Consider the following 20,902-nt stretch of genomic DNA (forward strand, 5'->3'; position numbering starts at 1 on the left):
CCAGTATGTAAGACCCCTTGAAGACGACGAGGTTGATAGGTTCGGGGTGGAAGCACAGCAATGTGTGTAGCTGACGAATACTAATCGGTCGAGGGCTTATCCTAAACACGTTTACTGTGACCCATACATCCAGTAGACAGCAGCATAAAAGGCTTCAGCAAGCCTAATCTTTCGTATCCAGTTTTCAGGGCGTAAACACCTTGAAGGACTTTGGTTGGATCTTTTCTGAGGAAACTCAGGACTGCATTTCAACGAAAAATCCAGTTTGGTGGCGATGGCGGAGGTGAACCACGCGTTCCCATACCGAACACGACCGTTAAGCCCTTCAGCGCCGATGGTACTTAGACCGCAGGGTCTTGGGAGAGTAGGACGTCGCCAAGCACGAGAGACCTATCGCATAATATGCGATAGGTTTTTTGTTGTTTTTGCATGCAGAAAATGAGCGTTAATCATATAAATGAATCCGGCTATGTATAAACAGCATGCAAGCGTACCAAGCTAATGGAAAATCAATTTTACCGAGCACTTGACCTTTTGCTGAAATTGCATATAATAAAATCAAGGTCAAAGAAAGTCAAAGTCAGTTGTCCGAATATTCGGTGTATATTCTGATTTGATTGCAAGACCTCATTAATACCTATGTTTCAACTTTAGTTTTATTGGTTATTTCTCAGGGAGGTTGGTGGTTTGCGTAACATTTCCGATCTCATCGAACAGTACTTGAAGCTTATGCTTCAAGAAAGTCCAGAGGGCGCAGTAGAAATTCAACGCAATGACCTGGCTGACAAATTTTCTTGTGTACCGTCGCAAATCAACTATGTAATTAGTACTCGATTTACCATGGAGAAAGGATACATGGTTGAAAGTAAGCGCGGCGGCGGAGGCTATATCCGAATACAACGGATTGAGCTTCCTGCATTAAAGGCGATTCAATTCCACATCGAAGAAACGGTTGGAGAATGTGTCGATCAAGGTGCAGCGGAAGGGCTTATTTATCAGCTTGAGGAAGCAAGACTTATCTCTAAGCGCGAGGGAAATCTACTCCGTGCGGCTGTGCATCGCGATACCATTGCACTGAAGCTGCCGCTAAGGGATGAAATTCGGGCAAGGTTGTTAAGGTCCATGCTTATCTCATTGCTGGTTAAATAATGACAAACCGTTTATACCGGGAGGAGGGATCAGGCTTGTTTTGCCAAGATTGCGGTAAAAAACCGGCTACGCTTCATTTCACAAAAATCATTAATGGCGAGAAGACCGAATTTCATATTTGTGAAAGCTGTGCTCGTGAGAAAGGCGAAGGCATTCCAGGCGCGCCGAATAGCTTTTCTATTCATAGCTTACTATCGGGCCTTCTTGATTTCGAACAGCTTGGCGGGTCGACGATTACCGGCATCAAGCAGCCAGCGCTGCGCTGCGAGGAATGTGGACTGACCTATACACAGTTTAGCAAAATCGGTCGATTCGGCTGCAGCTCTTGTTATCAGTCGTTCGAAAGTAAGCTTGATCCACTTCTCAAACGTATTCACAGCAGCACCGTACACAGCGGTAAAATCCCTAAGCGCTCAGGCGGGCAAATCCAGTGCAAGCGCGAGATTGAACAGCTGAGGCGGGATCTGCAGGAGAAGATTGATCAAGAGGAATTTGAAAGCGCGGCTGAGCTGCGTGATCGAATACGTGAATTAGAGCGCAAAATGGCAGACCTGTAGGCTGGCATAGAAGGAGTGAAGGAACCTCTTGACTAAGCATCGATTCTCACAGCATGCGCTCAGCGAATGGATGAAGGACGCAGGTCCTGAATCTGAAATTGTCATTAGCAGCAGAGTGCGAGTAGCCCGAAATTTACGTCATCAGCCTTTTCCATTACTTGCAACAAATCAGCAATCTAAGGATGTCATGGATCAGCTGACTGAAGTTAGCCAGAGCGGCAAGCTGCAGTCAATTGGATCATTTGAGACCATTGTTTTGTCAGATTTAAGCGAGCTTGATAAAAGGGTGCTTGTTGAAAAGCATTTAATCAGTCCCAATTTAGCGAACGAATCGCGATGCGGGGCCGTTATTTTAAGCGATAATGAATCTGTTAGCATAATGATTAACGAAGAAGATCATTTGCGCATTCAATGTCTGTATCCAGGTTTCCAAATCCAGGAGGCATGGGCATTGGCCAGCGGAATTGACGATATTTTTGAAGAGTCGGCTGATTATGCATTTGATGAGAAACGCGGTTATTTGACGACATGTCCAACGAATGTGGGCACAGGCATAAGGGCATCCGTCATGATGCATTTGCCAGCACTCGTTTTAACGTCTCAAATCAATCGGATATTGTCAGCTGTTACACAGGTAGGATTGGCGGTAAGAGGTTTGTACGGCGAAGGCAGTGAAGCGCTTGGGAATTTATTTCAGGTGTCTAACCAAATTACGCTCGGGCAATCCGAGAATGAAATTATTGAAAATCTTTATGGTGTTGCAAGACAAATCATCGAGCATGAGAAAGCGGCACGCAAACGTCTTATGCATGAGTCGCGGCTGAGGACAGAGGATCGCGTGAAGCGCTCATACGGTATTTTAGCATATGCTTCAATTATGGATTCCAAGGAAGCTGCGCAGCGGTTGTCAGATGTGCGGCTTGGTGCAGACCTTGGCATTTTATCAGATGTAACGCCACAAGTGTTGAATGAACTTTTGGTCATGACTCAGCCTGGATTTTTGCAACAAACCTTCGACGAGAAGATGAGTCCAGAGCAGAGAGATTTCAGGAGAGCAGAACTCATACGCAAGCAATTGCGTGGTGAAAAAGGCCATGGGGGTGCGTAAATATGATGTTTGGAAGATTCACGGAGCGAGCACAGAAGGTGCTTGCATTGGCGCAAGAAGAAGCGGTTCGTCTCGGACATAACAATATTGGTACGGAGCATATTTTGCTAGGCCTTATTCGCGAAGGGGAAGGAATAGCGGCTAAAGCATTGATTGGACTAGGACTTGGGCTTGAAAAGATTCAAGATGAAGTTGAGGCGTTGATCGGTCGCGGTCAAGAGCAGCCTAACAACATTGCCTATACGCCACGCGCAAAAAAAGTAATTGAGCTTTCGATGGATGAAGCAAGAAAGCTTGGACATACGTACGTTGGCACAGAGCATATTTTGCTTGGTCTCATCCGTGAAGGAGAAGGCGTTGCGGCACGTGTGCTCAACAATCTTGGCATTAGCCTAAATAAGGCTCGTCAACAAGTCCTTCAGCTTCTTGGCAGCAGTGAAGCTGTCTCAAGCAATCACGGTTCACCAGCGAATGTTAGCACGCCTACGCTCGATGGACTTGCAAGAGATTTAACTGCTTATGCGAAGGAAGGAAATCTGGATCCTGTAATCGGCCGAAGCAAAGAAATTGAGCGTGTAATTCAAGTGCTTAGCCGCCGTACGAAGAACAATCCAGTACTAATCGGGGAACCAGGCGTCGGTAAAACAGCAATTGCCGAAGGTCTTGCGCAGAAGATTATCGAGAATGAAATTCCCGAAACTTTGCGTGATAAGCGTGTCATGACGCTGGATATGGGCTCCGTAGTTGCAGGTACAAAGTACCGTGGTGAGTTTGAAGATCGGTTGAAGAAAATCATGGATGAGATCCGCCAAGCGGGCAATATTATTCTATTCATCGATGAGCTTCATACGTTGATTGGCGCAGGCGGAGCAGAAGGTGCAATCGATGCATCTAATATTTTGAAACCTGCATTAGCACGTGGTGAACTACAATGTATCGGTGCAACTACTCTTGATGAATACCGCAAATATATTGAAAAAGATGCTGCGCTTGAGCGTCGTTTCCAACCTATAACGGTAGATCAGCCATCTCCAGAAGAAGCGATTCAAATTTTATACGGCTTACGCGATCGTTATGAAGCTCATCACCGTGTGAAAATTACGGATGAAGCTATCGTGCAAGCAGTTAAATTATCGGATCGTTACATTCCGGATCGGTTCTTGCCAGATAAAGCGATTGACCTTATCGATGAAGCCGGTTCAAAGGTACGCTTGCATTCTTACACTGTACCGCCAAACTTGAAGCAGCTTGAAAACCGTTTGGAAGATATCCGCAAGGAGAAGGATGCAGCGGTTCAAAGCCAAGAATTCGAGAAAGCGGCAGCACTTCGCGATACGGAGCAAAAAATTCGCGAAGAGCTTGATATTACCAAAAACCAGTGGAAAGAAAAACAAGGCCGTACTGATTCTGAAGTGACACCAGAGGATATTGCTCAGGTTGTAGCTAGCTGGACGGGTATTCCTGTTAGCAAGCTGGCTGAAGAAGAGACGGAACGACTTCTGAAAATGGAAGATATTCTTCACGATCGCATCATTGGACAAGATGATGCCGTGAAGTCGGTATCCAGAGCGATTCGTCGTGCGCGTGCCGGCTTGAAAGATCCGAAGCGTCCAATTGGTTCATTCATTTTCTTAGGTCCAACGGGTGTTGGTAAAACGGAGCTCGCCAGAGCACTTGCAGAAGCGATGTTCGGAGATGAAAATGCGGTTATCCGTATCGACATGTCGGAATATATGGAGAAACATTCGACATCCCGTCTAGTCGGAGCGCCTCCTGGTTATGTAGGTTATGAAGAAGGCGGACAGTTAACCGAGAAAGTTCGCCGCAAGCCATATTCCGTTGTGTTACTAGATGAAATTGAGAAAGCTCACCCTGAAGTATTTAACATATTGCTTCAGGTGCTGGAGGATGGTCGCTTGACTGATTCCAAAGGCCGCGTTGTCGATTTCCGCAACACACTGATTATTATGACTTCTAACGTTGGAGCGGATCAAATCAAGCGTAATTCCTCGCTCGGTTTTACAGCCGTACAGGATGCGGGACGCGACTTCCAGCAAATGAAGGATAAAGTGCTTGGCGAGCTTAAGAAAAGCTTCCGTCCGGAGTTCTTGAACCGTATCGATGAAAGCATCGTGTTCCATTCGCTTGGCGAGGAGCATATTGCTCAAATCGTTACACTCATGTCGGATGAGCTGCGCAAGCGTCTGCGTGAGCAGGAAGTTGACTTCATCTTGACGGATGCAGCAAAAACCTTCCTTGCGAAGGAAGGCTACGATCCACAATATGGAGCTCGTCCGCTTCGCCGGGCAATCCAAAAACATATCGAAGACCGTTTGTCCGAAGATTTGTTGATGGGTAAAATCCAAAAAGGCGATACGTTCACAATCGATGAGAAGGATGGCGGTCTAACCGTTACCAAATCGATTTCCGAACAAGAGCCAGAAGAATCCACGACAAAATAAGCATGATAGTAAACTGTCCCGCAATCAGAATAGCTGCTTGCGGGACAGTTTTTATTAATACAATAAATTGACAATGATAATCATTATCGTATAATAAGACTATAGCGTTACATAGAATGGAGGAACAACGATGATAGTTGTCACCAATACGATAAAAGTAAAAAAAGGCCACGGGGAGACGGTGGCGAGTAGATTTCAAAACTCCAAAGGCATAGATTTATCTCCTGGTTTTGTGCGCATGGAAGTGTTGTTAACGGAAGGCTTAGAAGAATATGATGAGCTTAAAGTAAGCACGACTTGGGAAACCAAAGCTTCCTTTGAGGGCTGGGTGAACAGTGATTCTTTTCGGCAAGCACATGCTCATAGAGGCGGGGGACAACAGGGTGAGGCAGGCCAGCAAACGGAAAGCGTGATGCTCGGCTCACAATTGACAACGCATCGTGTGTTAGTTGCTCGGCAAGCTGGAATTGAGCTTAAGCAGCATTAATTCTATTTATTTATAACTTGGTGCTCTAATAAATATGCTGCGTTGTGACTAATCTTTCGCTCTCTTATCCACTGTGGATAACGAGGGCGTTTTTTATGTTGTATTTATAGAAAAAGCCTTTGGGGATATGTTGATGAGTTGTGGATAATGTTGATAACTTGTTCGTAATTCTGTGGATAACAATGAAAAGACGTGAAATGGATAAGCTTAGCTGTGGGAAACGAATAATAAGTGGGTTATCTCCTTTTTTCATTAACAATGTGGGTTTATACATGGAGGATAAAATGGTAAACTTTATGTAGTGTGATTTTAAGCACAATCGCTAGGGCTGGCATCATTCATTTACGCTGGTTCATAACGTTTAAGGAGTACAGAATGGCCAAAATTAAATCAAAATTTGTTTGTACGGAATGTGGAACAGAATCGCCAAAATGGCTGGGGAAATGTCCCGGTTGCCACGCTTGGAATTCGATGGTGGAAGAGAAAGAAACCGTTGTGAAAACGAAGGGCGTCGGATTGTCGTCGTTTCATGCGAAAGAAAAGCCGCAGTCCATCATACATATAGAAAGTGGGCAAGAGCCTCGTATAGAAACAAGGATGCTTGAGCTTAATCGAGTGCTCGGCGGAGGTGTTGTTCCAGGCTCGCTAATTCTTGTCGGCGGAGATCCCGGAATCGGAAAATCAACGCTGTTGCTGCAAACGTCTCATGCGCTCGCGGTGAAAGGATTGAAAGTGCTCTATATTTCTGGGGAGGAGTCCGTGCGGCAAACAAGGCTAAGGGCAGATCGACTTGGTGCGCTGACGGAATCGCTTTATGTACTATGCGAAACCAATATGGAGCAAATTAACGATGCCATAGAATCAGTCCAGCCGGATTTTCTCGTTATTGACTCCATTCAAACCGTCTACGATCCAAATGTTCAATCGGCTCCCGGAAGTGTATCGCAGGTACGAGAATGCACGGCACACTTTATGCGAGTGGCCAAAATTAAAGGAATTGCGACGGTGCTCGTCGGCCATGTTACGAAGGAAGGCGCGATTGCGGGGCCAAGGCTTTTAGAGCATATGGTGGATTGTGTTCTTTATTTTGAAGGGGAGCGCCATCATACGTACAGAATTTTAAGGGCAGTCAAAAACCGCTTTGGCTCGACGAACGAGATTGGCATTTTCGAGATGGGCGAGGATGGACTGCGAGAGGTTTCGAATCCTTCTGAGCTGTTTTTATCTGAGCGGCCGCTTGGTGTATCAGGGTCAACCGTAGTTGCAAGCATGGAAGGCACCAGGCCTGTGCTTGTTGAGCTTCAGGCGCTTGTGGCCACAACTAATTTTCCATCTCCGCGCAGAATGTCAACGGGTATCGACCATAACCGAATGGCGCTCATTATCGCAGTGTTGGAGAAGCGGAACGGCATGTTTCTACAAACACAGGATGCTTACTTGAACGTAGCTGGCGGAGTTAAGCTTGATGAGCCGGCAGTCGATCTAGCAGCGGCGGTCAGCATAGCCTCCAGTTTTCGCGATGCGCCAACGAAGCCGTATGACGTTATATTTGGTGAGGTAGGATTGACGGGAGAAGTGCGTGCGGTATCGCGTGCTGAGCAAAGGGTGAAGGAAGCAGAGAAACTAGGTTTTAAACGTGTCATAATGCCAGAGAAAAGTTTAAAAGGGTGGAAACCACCCGCAGGCATAGAAATTATTGGCGTATCTACAGTGTCGGAAGCACTTAAGGCAGCGCTTGGATAGGGGGGCAGATGATGAAGGAACCTACACAGCTTGAAATTATGAATCAATTATTGCAATTAGTCGCACCAGGCACCCCTTTTCGGGATGGGCTTGAAAATGTGCTTCGGGCGAAAACGGGGGCGTTGCTGGTTGTTGGCTACAGCCCAGAAGTAATGGAAGTCGTAGACGGAGGTTTCYCCATTAATTGCGACTTCTCGCCTAACTATTTGTATGAGCTTGCAAAAATGGACGGAGCTATTATTTTGAGTGAGGATATGCGCCGAATTTTGTATGCGAATACGCAGCTTATACCGAATAGCTCCATTCCGTCGATCGAAACGGGAATTCGGCACCGTACAGCTGAGCGGGTTGCAAAGCAGACAGGCAAGCTTGTTGTATCCATCTCGCAGCGCCGTAATATTATTACTTTGTATCAAGGCAATCTGCGTTATTCGCTGAAGGACATGGGTGTTATTTTGACGAAGGCCAATCAAGCGATTCAAACGCTCGAGAAATATAAAGCGGTGCTAAGCCAATCCTTTACGAATCTTTCAGCGCTTGAATTCGAAGAGCTCGTTACACTTCAGGAAGTAGCGCATGTTATTCAACGTGTTGAAATGGTTCTGCGCATCAAGATGGAGATCAAGCGTTATGTAAATGAGCTTGGAACGGAAGGACGGCTCATCAGCATGCAAATGGATGAGCTCGTTGGCGGAGTTGAAGAGGATGCATGGTACTTACTTAAGGATTATGCCAAAGAAAATTCGGATGAGAAAATACGAGAAATTCGGGCAGGCCTGAAGAAGCTGAGCTCGGATGAGCTGCTGGATGCGCCGCCAATCATCCGTTTGATCGGTTATCCACATACGAGCAACATGAACGATGAATCCGTGTCACCGCGCGGTTATCGACTGCTGAATAAAATTCCAAGATTGCCGCTCATTATTATGAACAATCTGATTGAAAACTTCGGTCGATTGCCTCATATTCTGATGGCGACAATTGAAGAATTGGATGAGGTTGAAGGTATTGGCGAGGTGCGGGCACGTGCGATTAAGGAAGGTCTAAAGCGGATACAAGAGCAGATGTTCATTGACAGGCAAATTTAAATCCCATACAATGGATTGAATGTGGTCCTGTAACGTGGAGATACATTCGTTAAGGGTTTTGGGGCATAGTAGAGAAGAGGTGGAAAAGATGATCACAAAATCGATACCGAGCCTTCTCACGGTGGGGAACTTATTCCTAGGAGTAATCGCCATCATTCTTGTATTCAATGAAAAACCAGATACTGCGGCTATGATGGTGTTAATCGCCATGCTGCTTGATGGTGTTGACGGACGCGTTGCTCGGGCGCTGAACGTTCAAAGTGAATTCGGTAAGGAGCTGGACTCATTATCCGATGTGATTTCGTTTGGCGTAGCTCCAGCATTTATTATGTATGTAGTTGCTTTTCAAGATCTTAATCCAGCCTTGGCTTGGATCGTAACGGCATTGTTCCCGATTTGCGGGGCACTGCGGCTTGCTCGTTTCAATGTAATATCAAGTGCGCCAGGTTATTTTATCGGTCTTCCGATACCGGCGGCTGGCGGAGTGTTAGCGACATTAGCTTTATTTCAAAATGACATTTATGTATCCGTGTTGCTTGCAAGCACAGTAGTGCTTTCCATTCTTATGGTTAGTACGATTAAATATCCGAATTTCAAAAAGGTCGGTATTCCTAAGAGCGCAGTATGGGTTGTCCCTATTGTTATTGTTGTATCTGTCGTATTAGGTCTATTGTTCAAAAATGACTTATCCAAAATTTTGTTTGTACCGCTGCTTCTATATGCGCTGTACGGCCTAAAAAAAAACGTTGATCGCCGTTTGCCCAAGCGAAACCGCAAGCGGAAGAAACGGGATGAAAACGCGGAAGACCCTGTTCAAACAGAAAAGCCGGCTTGATCAAAGCGGCAATATTGAATGTGAAATAGCGTTTCAAGCACAGATTTTTGTGCTTGGGCGCTATTTTTTTTCTTGCTTACAGCCCCCTTTTAGCAATCTATTATGGGATAATTTTGAAACTAATCATCTTCCAAATTCGTATTTAATAGGCGGTCAAAAACGAATTCGAATGGAGAAGATGCTGGTTTGAAACGACTATTTAGTATTAGAAAGCCTTCTTTATGGACCAAAACGATTGTTACTGCTGCTTTATCAGTCAGCCTGCTTGCTCCAGCCGTCTATGCGGCTCCCGTGAAACCGAGTGCTGCGCCTGCTCCAAAAGCGTTAAATGCTGAAAATGCGACAACTTTTTTAAACGATTTTTTTGCAACGGAACAAATCAAATYGCAATATGTAGGAGCTTCCGTCGTTATTGTAAAGGATGGGAAAACGGTAGCGCAGCGAGGATATGGCTTTGCAGACCTGGAAACAAAAAAGCCGATTGACCCTGCTTCAAGCGTGTTTCGCATCGCGTCAGTGTCCAAGACCTTTACGGCAGCCGCGGTTATGCAGCTTGTAGAGCAGGGGAAGATTTCTCTTCAAGACGATTTCACCAAGTATGTGAAGGATTTGAAGTTTGACAACCCGTTCGGCAAGCCGGTTACAATTGAGCATTTACTTACACATACGACGGGTTTTGAAATACGTGATCCGCAGGCAGAGGATATACATACCGACTTCGGGAAAGTAGTTGAAATTGAAGACTATGTTCGGGGGCATATGCCTTCTGTTGTTCGGGAGCCGGGCAGCGCCTACATGTACGATAACTTTGCGTCGATGCTGATTGGATTGATCGTACAAAAAGTCAGCGGTTTACCTTTTAACGATTACATGGAACAGAATATATTCAAACCGCTGAAAATGGATTCAAGCCGTTTTTTACTTGATAAAAAACTTACAGAAAATCTAGTTTCGGAGTACGACGCTGCAAACGGCAAACATGAACTATATGCAGTTACTCCTACTATAATGCCGCAAGGGGGAATGTTCTCTACTGCTGAGGACATAAGCAAGTTTATGATTGCTTTCCTGAATGGCGGTTCATCAGAATCCGGCAGCATTCTTAAGCAAGCAACCGTTGATCAGATGAAAACGTATCGCTCTTCGATTCATTCATTGCTGCCGAACACTACTTATGGATTTGAGGCACCGATTCAGCTTCCTGGGGCGGGAAGCAGTTCTTCCGTGATAGCCAAGTTTGGAGATATTGTGGGCACTAGCTCGCTTATGTTCCTTATTCCGGAACAAAAGACGGGAGTATTCATTACTTACAACAAAATAGGCCCTCTCCGTGATTTCTTCTATCAGGCGTTTATTAATTCATTTTTCCCGGCATATGCTGAACCTGCCAAGTTCGACGCATTCACGCCGAGTACGACAGATTCATTAAATAAATTCACGGGCATTTATACTGACCTTCGTCTTGCACAACTAAATACATCAATAGAAGCAGACGGCAAAGGCAGCTTGATGATATCAGATGCTTTCCTTGGACCGCGTGCGCTTAAACAAGTAGATAAAAATCTATTTGTAGATAGTCTTACGGGTAAATTCACGGCATTTGCGATAGGGTCAGGCGATGAAGTGCTTTACTTTAAGGAGCCGTATCTGAATCCGCTCGGCTATGGGATGAAACATAAAGCGCCAACCTTATTTGCTGATATTGYGAAAGACCACCCTTATGAGAAGGCAATTTATACGCTGAAAACATTAGGGCACTACTCCGATATTGAGGATGAGAAATTTAATGCTGAGCAATCAGTCACTCGGGGACAATTTGTTAAGCATCTTATGGAGATTAGCGGATTAAAAGGAAGCAGTACGGAAGAACTTGTATTTACGGATTTGGAAGGCCATTCAGCCGCTGCTTTTGTTCAGCAAGCGTATGAGCTGGGCCTGGTCAAAGGTACAACAACGAATCTGTTTGAGCCGGATCGCAATATTACTCGCCAAGAAGCGGCTGTTATGATGTGGCGCGTTTTCTCTCAGCAGTATCCAGCAGAGTTGTTTGAGTCGGTTAAGCTCTCCGGTGAGACTGATAAATGGGCGCTGCCAGCTGTTAAGATGATCGTTAAGCTCGGCATCTATGGACCAGAGGTTCAAGAGCCAGAGAAAGGTGTTTTCAATTACGCTTCTAAAAAAGTTCTGAACCGCCAAGAGGAAGCTGCTATTTTATATTCTCTTCTTACACGTCCGTTAGATGTTATTGTTTCTGGATTCATGCAACAGAAGTAGCACTATTAGTGCTAAAAAAGAGGCCTCCCAATATGGGAGGCCTCTTTTTTTACTCGTTGCTCGGGAGGAAGAGATAGCTATAGTCTCTTTCCTGCGCGATTCATATGTTGCATATTTACGTTAAGTTAAACAGGCCTAAAGTTGAGCATTTGTCGTATTCATCAGCAATAACTTCATCCAGTTGAATGTCCAGCAAATTACATAAAGCAGTCATATAAAACAAGTTGCGGCCAAGATCGGCCTTGAGCGCATCGCGGCAATGCTCGCATACGGCTCCAGTGAGATGACTTTGCAGCGTCGTTTTCGCATTTTCAAGATTTAGTTCGTCCGAGTATTGTTGTTTGCGGGCATTTAGTTCAATACATCCACAGTCTGTGACTGCTTTCGTGACTGCACGATTTACCGAAGCGCCTGACTGTCCAAATTTGGACATAACATCTAGCAAGCTGCGGTGCCGAAGCAACAATTCGGATACTTGCTGCTGAAATTGATCCAGTGTAGGAGCGCTCATCGGTTCCACCTCTTTCACCAACCTCTTATGTTTTCTTCCTAATATCCATTATAAGCCTCCTATCCCCCTTTTACAAAATGTGAATTATTAAAAATTATAAATGTTTTCAATTAATCCGTGCCCCCACGGTTAGCGATCCAATTATTGGAACATAATTATAGTGGAGGTGAACCATAATGGTTAGACGAATAATTCAAATATTGGGTATGTTGTTCGGTGGTATGGCAGGCGGTGAAGTATACGGATGGATAAATGGAGCGGCCGTATGGTCTGGCTCATCCTTCGGAATGCTACAGCGATCCGGCACTTATTACATGAATGTAGCAATTGGCGCGGTTTTTGGTGTAGTTGTAGCAACGATGGTTGCAGGGCAAGTCATTCGCTATATGCAGAAGGGTGCGGAGCAAACCGCAGCGCTTCCTATGCAGCAGCTGATTGCTGGAGCTGGCGGTCTTCTAGCAGGTTTATTGCTTACTGTTCTGATCTATCCCGCAGTATCGGGTCTAGATGGTATAGGAAGTCTCCTTCCTGCTGCTATGATGTTATGCTTCGGTTATTTGGGCATGCGAATTGGTCTGCATAAGCAGGAGGAGCTGGCAGAAGGTTTTGCAGCTCTGCTGGAGAAACGGAGAGTCGCGCCTGTAGATGAGGCAGGTGGTTACGAGGAGCATAAGATACTCGATACCAGCGTTATTATTGACGGCCGTATTGCAGACATCTGTAAAACTGGATTTATTGAAGGCACGTTAGTCATTCCTGAGTTTGTGCTTGAGGAGCTGCAGCATATTGCTGATTCATCTGATTTATTGAAGCGCAATAGGGGACGCCGCGGGCTTGATATTTTGAACAAGATTCAGAAAGAGCTGGACGTAAAGGTTCTTATTTATGAAGGAGATTTTGAAGAAATCGGAGAAGTAGACAGCAAGCTGGTCAAGCTGGCTAAGGCGCTTCATGGTAAAGTTGTTACCAACGACTTCAACTTAAACAAAGTATGTGAGCTTCAAGGCGTGTCGGTGCTCAATATTAATGATTTGGCTAATGCTGTGAAGCCGGTTGTTCTACCTGGAGAAGAAATCATCGTACAAGTGATAAAGGACGGCAAAGAGCATGGACAAGGTGTCGCATATTTGGATGATGGCACGATGATCGTTGTTGAGGGCGGACGTGAATATATCGGGACAACGATGGAAGTGCTTGTAACGAGCGTGCTTCAAACCTCTGCGGGCCGAATGATATTTGCAAAGCCGAAGCTGTTGGAAAAAGCGCAGTAACAAGGTATGATAGTACTATTGTTATAGCGCAAACGGCTAACGTCGACAAAAGACGGCACAAGCTCGTTTCGCAGAGAAACGTAAGTTTATTTATAAGAAGCTAGGTTTATAAATACTTATGTTTTAACTCAGTGTGAGGCGGGTCGAGGCATGGGAGCAGATTGGGGAGTTATCATCGTAGCGGCCGGACGAGGCACGCGGATGGGAACGAAAGAAAGCAAGCAGTATTTGAAGCTGGCGGACAAGCCTATTCTTGTGCATACGCTAGAGCTGTTTCAATCGATGGATTTGGTAAATGAAGTGGTTCTGGTCGTAGGCAGCGAGGACGTGGAGCGTTGCCGCAATTGGGCTTCCCTATATGGCATAACGAAGGTAACCGCTATAGTTGCCGGAGGGAAAGAACGACAGCACTCGGTATACTTAGGACTGCAGGAGCTAAAGAGCGACTGGGTGATGGTGCATGACGGTGTACGTCCGCTGGTATCGGCGAATGCCGTCCGTGCTTGCTGTTCGCAGGCTGAGCAGAGCGGTGCATCTGTGCTGGCTGTTCCAGTAAAGGATACGATTAAACAAGTCAATGAAGCGGGAGTTATCGTTTCTACTCCGGACCGCCGAAGCTTGTGGGCGATACAAACGCCGCAAGCTTTTCGACGTGTTCTACTGCAGGAGGCGCATGAGCGTGCACTTGCAGAAGAGTTCATTGGAACAGATGACGCAATGGTTGTAGAGCGCATGGGCGCAAGCGTTACTGTTGCAGAAGGCGAATATACGAATATTAAAATTACGACGCCTGAAGATTTGCCGTGGGCGGAATTTTTGCTTGCGAAGCGTCATGCCGATAGGGCAGAGGGGAAAGGTGAGCAAGGATGATTCGAGTTGGTCAAGGATTTGATGTGCATCAATTGGTAGAAGGACGTCCATGTATTATTGGGGGAGTAACGATTCCATATGAGAAGGGGCTTCTAGGTCATTCTGATGCGGATGTTCTGTTGCATGCCATAACGGATGCAGTGCTGGGCGCGCTTGGACTTGGAGATATCGGTAAACATTTTCCGGATACTGATGCCGCTTTTAAAGATGCCGACAGCTTAAAGCTGCTGGAGGAAGTATGGAAGCTTGTGCGTGAGCGCGGATATAAGCTTGGGAACATTGATTCCACGATTATTGCTCAAAAGCCAAAAATGCTGCCTTATATTCCGCAAATGGCTGAAATTATAGCGAAGGCGCTTGAGGCTGATGTAACACAGGTGAATGTGAAAGCAACAACAACCGAGCAGCTTGGATTCACAGGACGCGGTGAAGGAATTGCAGCGCAATCCGTTGTCTGTCTAATCAAGGATGTGCTATGATCGGGAGTATTCATTAATCAGCATGTGCTTCGCAAAACTTTATCTGTATATGCTTACGAAGCTAGATTTTGCTTCGCAAAACTTTTAGGAGGTTATATATATGACTGCAGAAGTTCGTGTACGTTATGCCCCATCCCCAACGGGTCATTTACATATTGGTAATGCAAGAACGGCCTTATTCAATTATTTGTTCGCGAGAAACCAGGGCGGTAAATTTATTATTCGGATCGAAGATACGGATGTAAAGCGCAATGTTGAGGGCGGAGAAGAGAGCCAGCTTAAGTACTTGAAATGGCTGGGCATGGATTGGGATGAGAGTATCGATATTGGCGGCGGGTACGGACCTTACCGTCAGACTGAGCGTCTTGATATATACAACAAATACTGGCAGGAACTGCTTGATCGTGGTCTTGCTTATCGCTGCTACTGCTCGGAGGAGGAGCTTCAGAAGGAGCGGGAAGAGCAAACGGAGCGCGGCGAAACGCCTCGTTATTCCGGACGCCATCGCAATCTGACGGAAGAACAGCGCCAAGCTTTCGAAGCGGAAGGACGTGTGCCGAGTATTCGTTTCCGTGTACCGGAGAATCGGACCTATGCTTTTGACGATATCGTAAAAGGCTCAATCAGTTTTGATACAACAGAGATGGGCGATTTCGTCATCGTGAAGAAGGACGGTATCCCGACTTATAACTTCGCTGTAGCACTGGACGATTATTTGATGAAAATCAGTCACGTATTGCGTGGAGAAGACCATATCTCGAATACGCCGCGCCAGTTGATGATTTATGAAGCTTTTGGCTGGGAAGCTCCAAAATTCGGCCATATGACGCTAATCGTGAATGAGCAGCGCAAAAAACTAAGTAAACGAGATGAATCCATCATTCAGTTTATTTCGCAGTATGACGATCTTGGTTATTTGCCGGAAGCGATGTTTAACTTTATTACATTGCTTGGATGGTCGCCTGAGGGTGAGCAGGAAATGTTTACTCGCGAAGAATTGGTTAATGTGTTTAATCCTGAACGTCTTAGTAAAAGCCCAGCAGTATTCGATACGCAGAAGCTTAGCTGGATGAACAATGAATATTTGAAAAAAGCGGACTTGAACCGCGTTGTTGATCTTTGCCTGCCACATTTGCAAAATGCGGGTCGTGTCGCTGCTGAACTTGATGCAGAAGGCAGAGCCTGGGTGACTGCGCTAGTAGCGCTGCATCAGGACAAACTGCGTTCCGCCTCAGAAATCGTTCCAATGACAGAGCTATTTTTCCGTGATACGGTAGAGGATGAAAGCGAAGCGGTAGAGGTTCTTGCCGAGGAGCAAGTGCCAACTGTTTTGCAGGCCTTCCTGTCAAAAATCGAAGCGGGAGAAACAGCCTTTGAAGTGGATGGCATCAAAGAGATGATCAAAGCTGTACAGAAGGAAACTGGATTTAAAGGCAAGCAGCTGTTCATGCCGATTCGTGCAGCCCTTACTGGACAAACGCATGGTCCTGATTTGAATCAATCGCTTGCTTTGCTAGGCAAAGATAAGGTTGCTGATCGTCTACGTGCGCGTTTGGCAGGATCTTTAGCTTAATTCTTATAAATGAGAGTATGCATAATGCCCTTGTCACATTTTTGGGTATTCGGTATACTATGACTAATAAATGAATGAATCAAACGGCCATGAACAGGAGAAGTACGTTTGCTTGTGGATTCGCAGAGAGGACAACCGTCATTCGAGTCGGAGTCGCATCACCATGTGACTATGAGGAAACGTAATGGGGCTGCAAGTTGTCTGGTCCGCCGAACGGAAATATGCACCTGGGAGCTTTGTTCCGAGCTGTGTCAGCAGGTAATGCGCAATGATGAGGATGGCGGCGACGCTTAATCGGCTATATTGGCATATATTTGGCTGGACAGGGTAGGCAGCAACGYATCGTCTGCGTTAAAGACCTTAAGGTGAATAAACTTCAGCAAGGATAGCTGTCGAATTATTCAAGCAGAGTGGAACCGCGAGATCACACGCCTCTGCAGCATATTATGCTGCAGAGGCTTTTCTTTTATTAGAAATTTATGAGCGTAGGAAAAAGGAGCATTGTTTATGTTTCGTCATTTTCGATCGGACATACTAGCTGTTTTTGAGAATGATCCGGCTGCTCGCAGTCGCTTCGAGGTTATTTTCACCTATTCAGGTGTGCACGCTATTTGGGCGCATCGCATTTCCCATCCCTTATACCGTAGAGGTTGGTATACTACAGCGCGCTTGATCTCCCAGGTTAGCCGCTTTATGACTGGCATCGAAATTCATCCAGGTGCCCGTATCGGCGAGCGATTGTTTATCGATCATGGCATGGGTGTCGTCATTGGTGAAACCTGTGAGATTGGCGATGATGTCGTTATTTATCAGGGAGTAACTCTTGGCGGAACGGGTAAAGAAAAAGGGAAGCGTCACCCTACAATTGGCAATAATGTAGTTATTGGCTCAGGAGCGAAGGTGCTCGGCTCATTTCAAGTGGGCGAATTTTCTAACATAGGATCAAACGCGGTTGTACTCAGAGAGGTTCCTGCCAATTGTACGGTAGTTGGAAACCCGGGACGCGTGGTCAAAAGAAACGGCGAGCGTGTAGGCGATCGACTTGATCATACGAAGCTGCCCGATCCCGTCATCGAAATGTTCCGTACAATGCAGAAGGAAATAGACGAATTAAAATCCGAGCTCGATAAGCTTCGGAATCCTGTAGCTGGAGGAGAAATACGAAAATGACAGTATCCATTTATAATACAGTATCGCGGCTAAAAGAGCCTTTTGTATCGCAAGAGCCAGGTAAGGTGAAAATGTACGTTTGCGGTCCAACCGTTTATGACTACATTCATATTGGAAACGCTCGTCCGGTTATTTTCTTTGACGTTGTTCGTCGTTATTTGGAGGACGTAGGTAATGAAGTTCAATATGTGGTTAACTTTACAGATGTCGATGATAAGCTGATTCGTAAAGCAGAACAGCTTGGTACGACAGTCCCTGAAGTAGCGGAGACGTTTATTGCGGCATTTTATGCAGATATCGAATCGCTGGGTGTTCATAAGGCGACACTTAATCCAAGGGTAACGGAGCATATTCCACAAATCGTTGCGTTTATTCAAGGCTTGATAGATAAAGGCTATGCTTATATGAGTGACGGAGACGTTTATTATCGTACGTCTGCATTCGCAGATTACGGCAAGCTCTCTCATCAGAATATTGAAGAGCTTCAATTCGGTATTCGAGTAGAGATTGGCGACCGCAAAGAGAATCAACAGGATTTTGTATTATGGAAAGGCGCTAAGCCGGGCGAAATCAAATGGGAAAGCCCTTTTGGCGATGGACGCCCAGGCTGGCATATCGAATGCTCGGCTATGGCTCGCGCATATCTTGGGGATACTCTTGATATCCATGGCGGCGGTCATGATTTGCAGTTTCCGCATCATGAATGCGAGGTTGCGCAATCTGAGGCGCTGACAGGCAAACCGCTGGCGAACTATTGGATGCATAACGGCTATATTCATATAAATAATGAGAAAATGTCCAAATCGCTTGGCAATGGCATTTCGGTGCATGAGCTGGTGAAGCGGGTTAAACCTCATGCGATTCGTTATTTTATGCTCTCTACACACTACCGCAGTCCACTCAACTTCAGTGATGACACGGTTGCACAAGCTGAGAACAGCGTAGAGCGGATTGCAAACAGTGCAGCGAATCTAAAGCATAGGCTTTCATCGTTTGAAGGCAAGCTAAATGAGGCGGCAGGCAGTGGCAACGGACTTGTCCCTTCTGGCGACGAAGCGCTGGATGCAAGACTAAAAGTGATTCATGAACAATTCCATGCCAAAATGAGCGATGATTTCAACACCCCTGATGCGATTACAACGGTGTTTGATTTGGTAGCTGAGGCTAATCAATATTTGAATCGTGCAGACGCCTCTGCTGAAGCGATTTATGCTTTGCTTACATTGTTTGAGCGTATGGATGCTGTACTTGGCTTGCTGCCGCAGCAACAAGCGGACGCTGAACTGCTGGATGCGGATATCGAACAGCTTATAGTGGAGCGGACCGAAGCTCGCCAGTCCAAAAACTGGGCTAGAGCGGATGAAATTCGTGATTTGCTCATAGAGAAAAACATCGTCCTTGAGGATACACCGCAAGGTATCCGCTGGCGGCGTAAATGAGCGAGAATATCGATACGAACCGCTTGCTCTTTTACCCGCCGTCCAAGTCACCGCAGCTGATGAATCCGGTCGTTCTCGCTTATATGGGCGATGCTGTGTTTGAGCTTCTTGTAAGACAATATTTTATTTCGCTGCCGAATCAGAAATCACATCACCTTCACCGTGAGGCAACAAAATTTGTTTCTGCCAAAGGACAAAAGAAAACATTGGATCTCTGGCAGCCGCATTTAACCGAGGAGGAGGCGGACATCGTCCGCCGAGGCCGCAATTCAAAATCGGGAGCGCCTCCCAAAAACGCTGATTTAGCTGATTATCGTCTAGCAACAGCGTTGGAGAGCTTGGTTGGCTATCTTTATTATGAAGGCCGAATTGAAAGAATACATGAACTATTTGCCATTGCAATTAAGAAGCATGAGAATTAACAAGGCTCATGAAACTATTTTGTAAATGAAAAAATAAAGGAGGGTTACCGATGACAGAAGAAACGATTCAAGATCAAGATGAAATGATAGCCGGTAAACATCCTGTGCTCGAAGCACTGCGTTCCGGACGAGAAATTAATAAAATATGGATTGCTGACGGTGCACAAAAAACGTTGACGCAGCCCATTGTAGCGGAAGCCAAGAAATCCGGTATCATCGTACAGTTTGTCGACAAGCGGAAACTCGACAGCTTAGCTCCTGGAGTTACACATCAGGGAGTTGTCGCACAGGCAGCGGCCTTCGCTTATGTGGATGTTGAGGACATTCTGGAACGAGCAAAACAACGGGACGAGGTTCCATTTATTTTGCTATTGGATGAAATCGAAGATCCTCATAATTTGGGCTCTATATTGCGGACAGCGGAATGCACAGGCGTACATGGCGTTATTATTCCAAAACGTCGTGCGGCAGGGCTGACGGCTACGGTTCTTAAAACATCTGCGGGTGCCGCTGAGCATGTACCGGTTGCACGCGTTACTAACTTGGCGCAAACGATCGATAGGCTGAAGGAAGCGGGCGTATGGGTAGCGGGAACCGATGTAAGTGCAAAACAGGATGTTTATAAAATGAAATTCGACATGCCGCTGGTTGTCGTTATAGGCAACGAGAGTAAAGGCATGGGAAGACTTATTAAGGAGAAATGTGATTTTCTCGTTAAACTTCCTATGCTTGGTCAGTTGAACTCGCTAAATGCTTCCGTTGCAGCTGGTGTTCTTATGTATGAGGTCGTTCGGCAGCGCCGGAGCATTTAGGTTATGAACCGGCGCGACGATATTTTATTAGTCGACGGTTATAACATAATTGGCGCTTGGCCGGTACTCGAGAAGCTGAAGGAACATGATCTGGAAGAAGCGCGGGATAAATTGCTCGATTTAATGGCGGATTATCAAGGTTTTACAGGAATGAAAGTGTATGTCGTGTTTGATGCGCATCAGGTGCCTGGATTAGGCGCTACTTACAGGCACCACAGGCTGACTATCGTTTACACAAAAGAGAAGGAAACAGCTGATGAATGCATCGAGCGTTTATGCTCGGAGCTGTTCCTCAGACGTAGAAATATATATGTAGCCACTTCGGATTTGGTCGAGCAGCATGTGGCATTCGGCAAAGGTGCGCTTCGTGTATCAGCACGGGAACTGCTTATTGATATAGGCCAGAATCGCAAAAATATCGAGCAGACACTCCGTGAGGAACAGCCGGGAAAACGGAATTCAGTAGACGGCAGAATTAGTTTAGAGGTTCGAAGCCAGCTGGAGAAACTTCGGCGCGGAGAGAAATAAAAGATTGGAAAAACGATAATCTTCAAATAGATATAGAATGATTGACTCGGATCATTCCACTAAGTTACAAAATTCCCAGTATATCTGTGGTTATCGGGGCTCAGATTGGTTGACGGTGTAAGGT

19 protein-coding genes and 2 rRNA genes are annotated in these 20,902 nt (G+C 45.9%); 20 read left to right on the top strand and 1 reads right to left on the bottom strand.

The features are described 5' to 3' along the window. The 11 genes from AB4Z50_RS31590 to AB4Z50_RS31640 all read left to right on the top strand — a co-directional run. Positions 1–104: ribosomal RNA gene (locus AB4Z50_RS31590) — 23S ribosomal RNA — on the top strand; the annotation flags it as partial. Between the two features lie 160 nt (positions 105–264). Further along, a 5S ribosomal RNA gene (gene rrf / locus AB4Z50_RS31595) occupies positions 265–381 on the top strand. 306 nt (positions 382–687) lie between these two features. Continuing rightward, entirely contained in the window at positions 688–1,149 is a 462-nt protein-coding gene (locus AB4Z50_RS31600; RefSeq protein ID WP_054025359.1) for a CtsR family transcriptional regulator, read from the top strand. A gap of 35 nt (positions 1,150–1,184) precedes the next feature. Next, positions 1,185–1,706: a UvrB/UvrC motif-containing protein gene (locus AB4Z50_RS31605; protein WP_441885683.1), complete on the top strand. Its 522-nt coding sequence runs from the start codon at positions 1,185–1,187 to the stop codon at positions 1,704–1,706. A 28-nt stretch (positions 1,707–1,734) separates the two neighbouring features. Continuing rightward, positions 1,735–2,814 (top strand): protein arginine kinase, encoded by a 1,080-nt coding sequence (locus tag AB4Z50_RS31610; protein ID WP_339205305.1) that lies wholly within the window; start codon positions 1,735–1,737, stop codon positions 2,812–2,814. A 2-nt stretch (positions 2,815–2,816) separates the two neighbouring features. Beyond that, positions 2,817–5,276: an ATP-dependent protease ATP-binding subunit ClpC gene (clpC, locus tag AB4Z50_RS31615; protein ID WP_441885579.1), complete on the top strand. Its 2,460-nt coding sequence runs from the start codon at positions 2,817–2,819 to the stop codon at positions 5,274–5,276. A 130-nt stretch (positions 5,277–5,406) separates the two neighbouring features. After that, a complete protein-coding gene (locus AB4Z50_RS31620; protein ID WP_076271455.1) occupies positions 5,407–5,763 on the top strand; it encodes an antibiotic biosynthesis monooxygenase in 357 nt (118 codons plus the stop codon). A gap of 375 nt (positions 5,764–6,138) precedes the next feature. After that, positions 6,139–7,506 carry a DNA repair protein RadA gene (gene radA / locus AB4Z50_RS31625; protein ID WP_076271454.1) on the top strand — a complete coding sequence of 456 codons (1,368 nt, stop codon included), beginning with the start codon at positions 6,139–6,141 and terminating at the stop codon, positions 7,504–7,506. Positions 7,507–7,517: 11 nt separating this feature from the next. Beyond that, positions 7,518–8,594, top strand: a complete 1,077-nt coding sequence (disA, locus tag AB4Z50_RS31630) for a DNA integrity scanning diadenylate cyclase DisA (protein ID WP_441885582.1) — start codon at positions 7,518–7,520, stop codon at positions 8,592–8,594. An 88-nt stretch (positions 8,595–8,682) separates the two neighbouring features. Further along, positions 8,683–9,429, top strand: a complete 747-nt coding sequence (gene pssA / locus AB4Z50_RS31635; protein WP_076271452.1) for a CDP-diacylglycerol--serine O-phosphatidyltransferase — start codon at positions 8,683–8,685, stop codon at positions 9,427–9,429. 186 nt (positions 9,430–9,615) lie between these two features. Then, on the top strand, positions 9,616–11,703 hold the full coding sequence (locus AB4Z50_RS31640) for a serine hydrolase (protein WP_441885584.1): 2,088 nt from the start codon (positions 9,616–9,618) through the stop codon (positions 11,701–11,703). A 115-nt stretch (positions 11,704–11,818) separates the two neighbouring features. Here AB4Z50_RS31640 and AB4Z50_RS31645 read toward each other — a convergent pair whose 3' ends face one another. Further along, a complete protein-coding gene (locus AB4Z50_RS31645) occupies positions 11,819–12,214 on the bottom strand; it encodes a hypothetical protein (RefSeq protein ID WP_054025352.1) in 396 nt (131 codons plus the stop codon). Positions 12,215–12,390: 176 nt separating this feature from the next. Here AB4Z50_RS31645 and AB4Z50_RS31650 point away from each other — a divergent pair, with 176 nt between their 5' ends. The 9 genes from AB4Z50_RS31650 (at position 12,391) to AB4Z50_RS31690 (ending at position 20,778) form a co-directional block, all read left to right on the top strand. Beyond that, positions 12,391–13,485 (top strand): PIN/TRAM domain-containing protein, encoded by a 1,095-nt coding sequence (locus AB4Z50_RS31650; RefSeq protein ID WP_076271450.1) that lies wholly within the window; start codon positions 12,391–12,393, stop codon positions 13,483–13,485. Between the two features lie 150 nt (positions 13,486–13,635). Then, entirely contained in the window at positions 13,636–14,355 is a 720-nt protein-coding gene (gene ispD, locus AB4Z50_RS31655) for a 2-C-methyl-D-erythritol 4-phosphate cytidylyltransferase (protein WP_441885587.1), read from the top strand. Next, a complete protein-coding gene (gene ispF / locus AB4Z50_RS31660; protein WP_441885589.1) occupies positions 14,352–14,834 on the top strand; it encodes a 2-C-methyl-D-erythritol 2,4-cyclodiphosphate synthase in 483 nt (160 codons plus the stop codon). The genes ispD and ispF overlap by 4 nt, the downstream gene beginning before the upstream one ends. Positions 14,835–14,934: 100 nt before the next feature. Then, entirely contained in the window at positions 14,935–16,407 is a 1,473-nt protein-coding gene (gene gltX / locus AB4Z50_RS31665; protein WP_441885591.1) for a glutamate--tRNA ligase, read from the top strand. Positions 16,408–16,914: 507 nt separating this feature from the next. Next, a complete protein-coding gene (gene cysE / locus AB4Z50_RS31670; RefSeq protein WP_441885593.1) occupies positions 16,915–17,577 on the top strand; it encodes a serine O-acetyltransferase in 663 nt (220 codons plus the stop codon). After that, positions 17,574–19,016 carry a cysteine--tRNA ligase gene (cysS, locus tag AB4Z50_RS31675; RefSeq protein ID WP_441885595.1) on the top strand — a complete coding sequence of 481 codons (1,443 nt, stop codon included), beginning with the start codon at positions 17,574–17,576 and terminating at the stop codon, positions 19,014–19,016. Before cysE ends, cysS begins: the two co-directional genes overlap by 4 nt. Continuing rightward, positions 19,013–19,438 carry a Mini-ribonuclease 3 gene (locus tag AB4Z50_RS31680; RefSeq protein ID WP_441885597.1) on the top strand — a complete coding sequence of 142 codons (426 nt, stop codon included), beginning with the start codon at positions 19,013–19,015 and terminating at the stop codon, positions 19,436–19,438. Before cysS ends, AB4Z50_RS31680 begins: the two co-directional genes overlap by 4 nt. Positions 19,439–19,488: 50 nt before the next feature. Further along, on the top strand, positions 19,489–20,250 hold the full coding sequence (gene rlmB / locus AB4Z50_RS31685; RefSeq protein WP_076271442.1) for a 23S rRNA (guanosine(2251)-2'-O)-methyltransferase RlmB: 762 nt from the start codon (positions 19,489–19,491) through the stop codon (positions 20,248–20,250). A 3-nt stretch (positions 20,251–20,253) separates the two neighbouring features. Next, positions 20,254–20,778, top strand: a complete 525-nt coding sequence (locus AB4Z50_RS31690; RefSeq protein WP_339205296.1) for an NYN domain-containing protein — start codon at positions 20,254–20,256, stop codon at positions 20,776–20,778. Positions 20,779–20,902 lie beyond the last annotated feature (124 nt).

Source organism: Paenibacillus sp. 2TAB26, from assembly GCF_052115145.1.
GTDB lineage: Bacteria > Bacillota > Bacilli > Paenibacillales > Paenibacillaceae > Pristimantibacillus.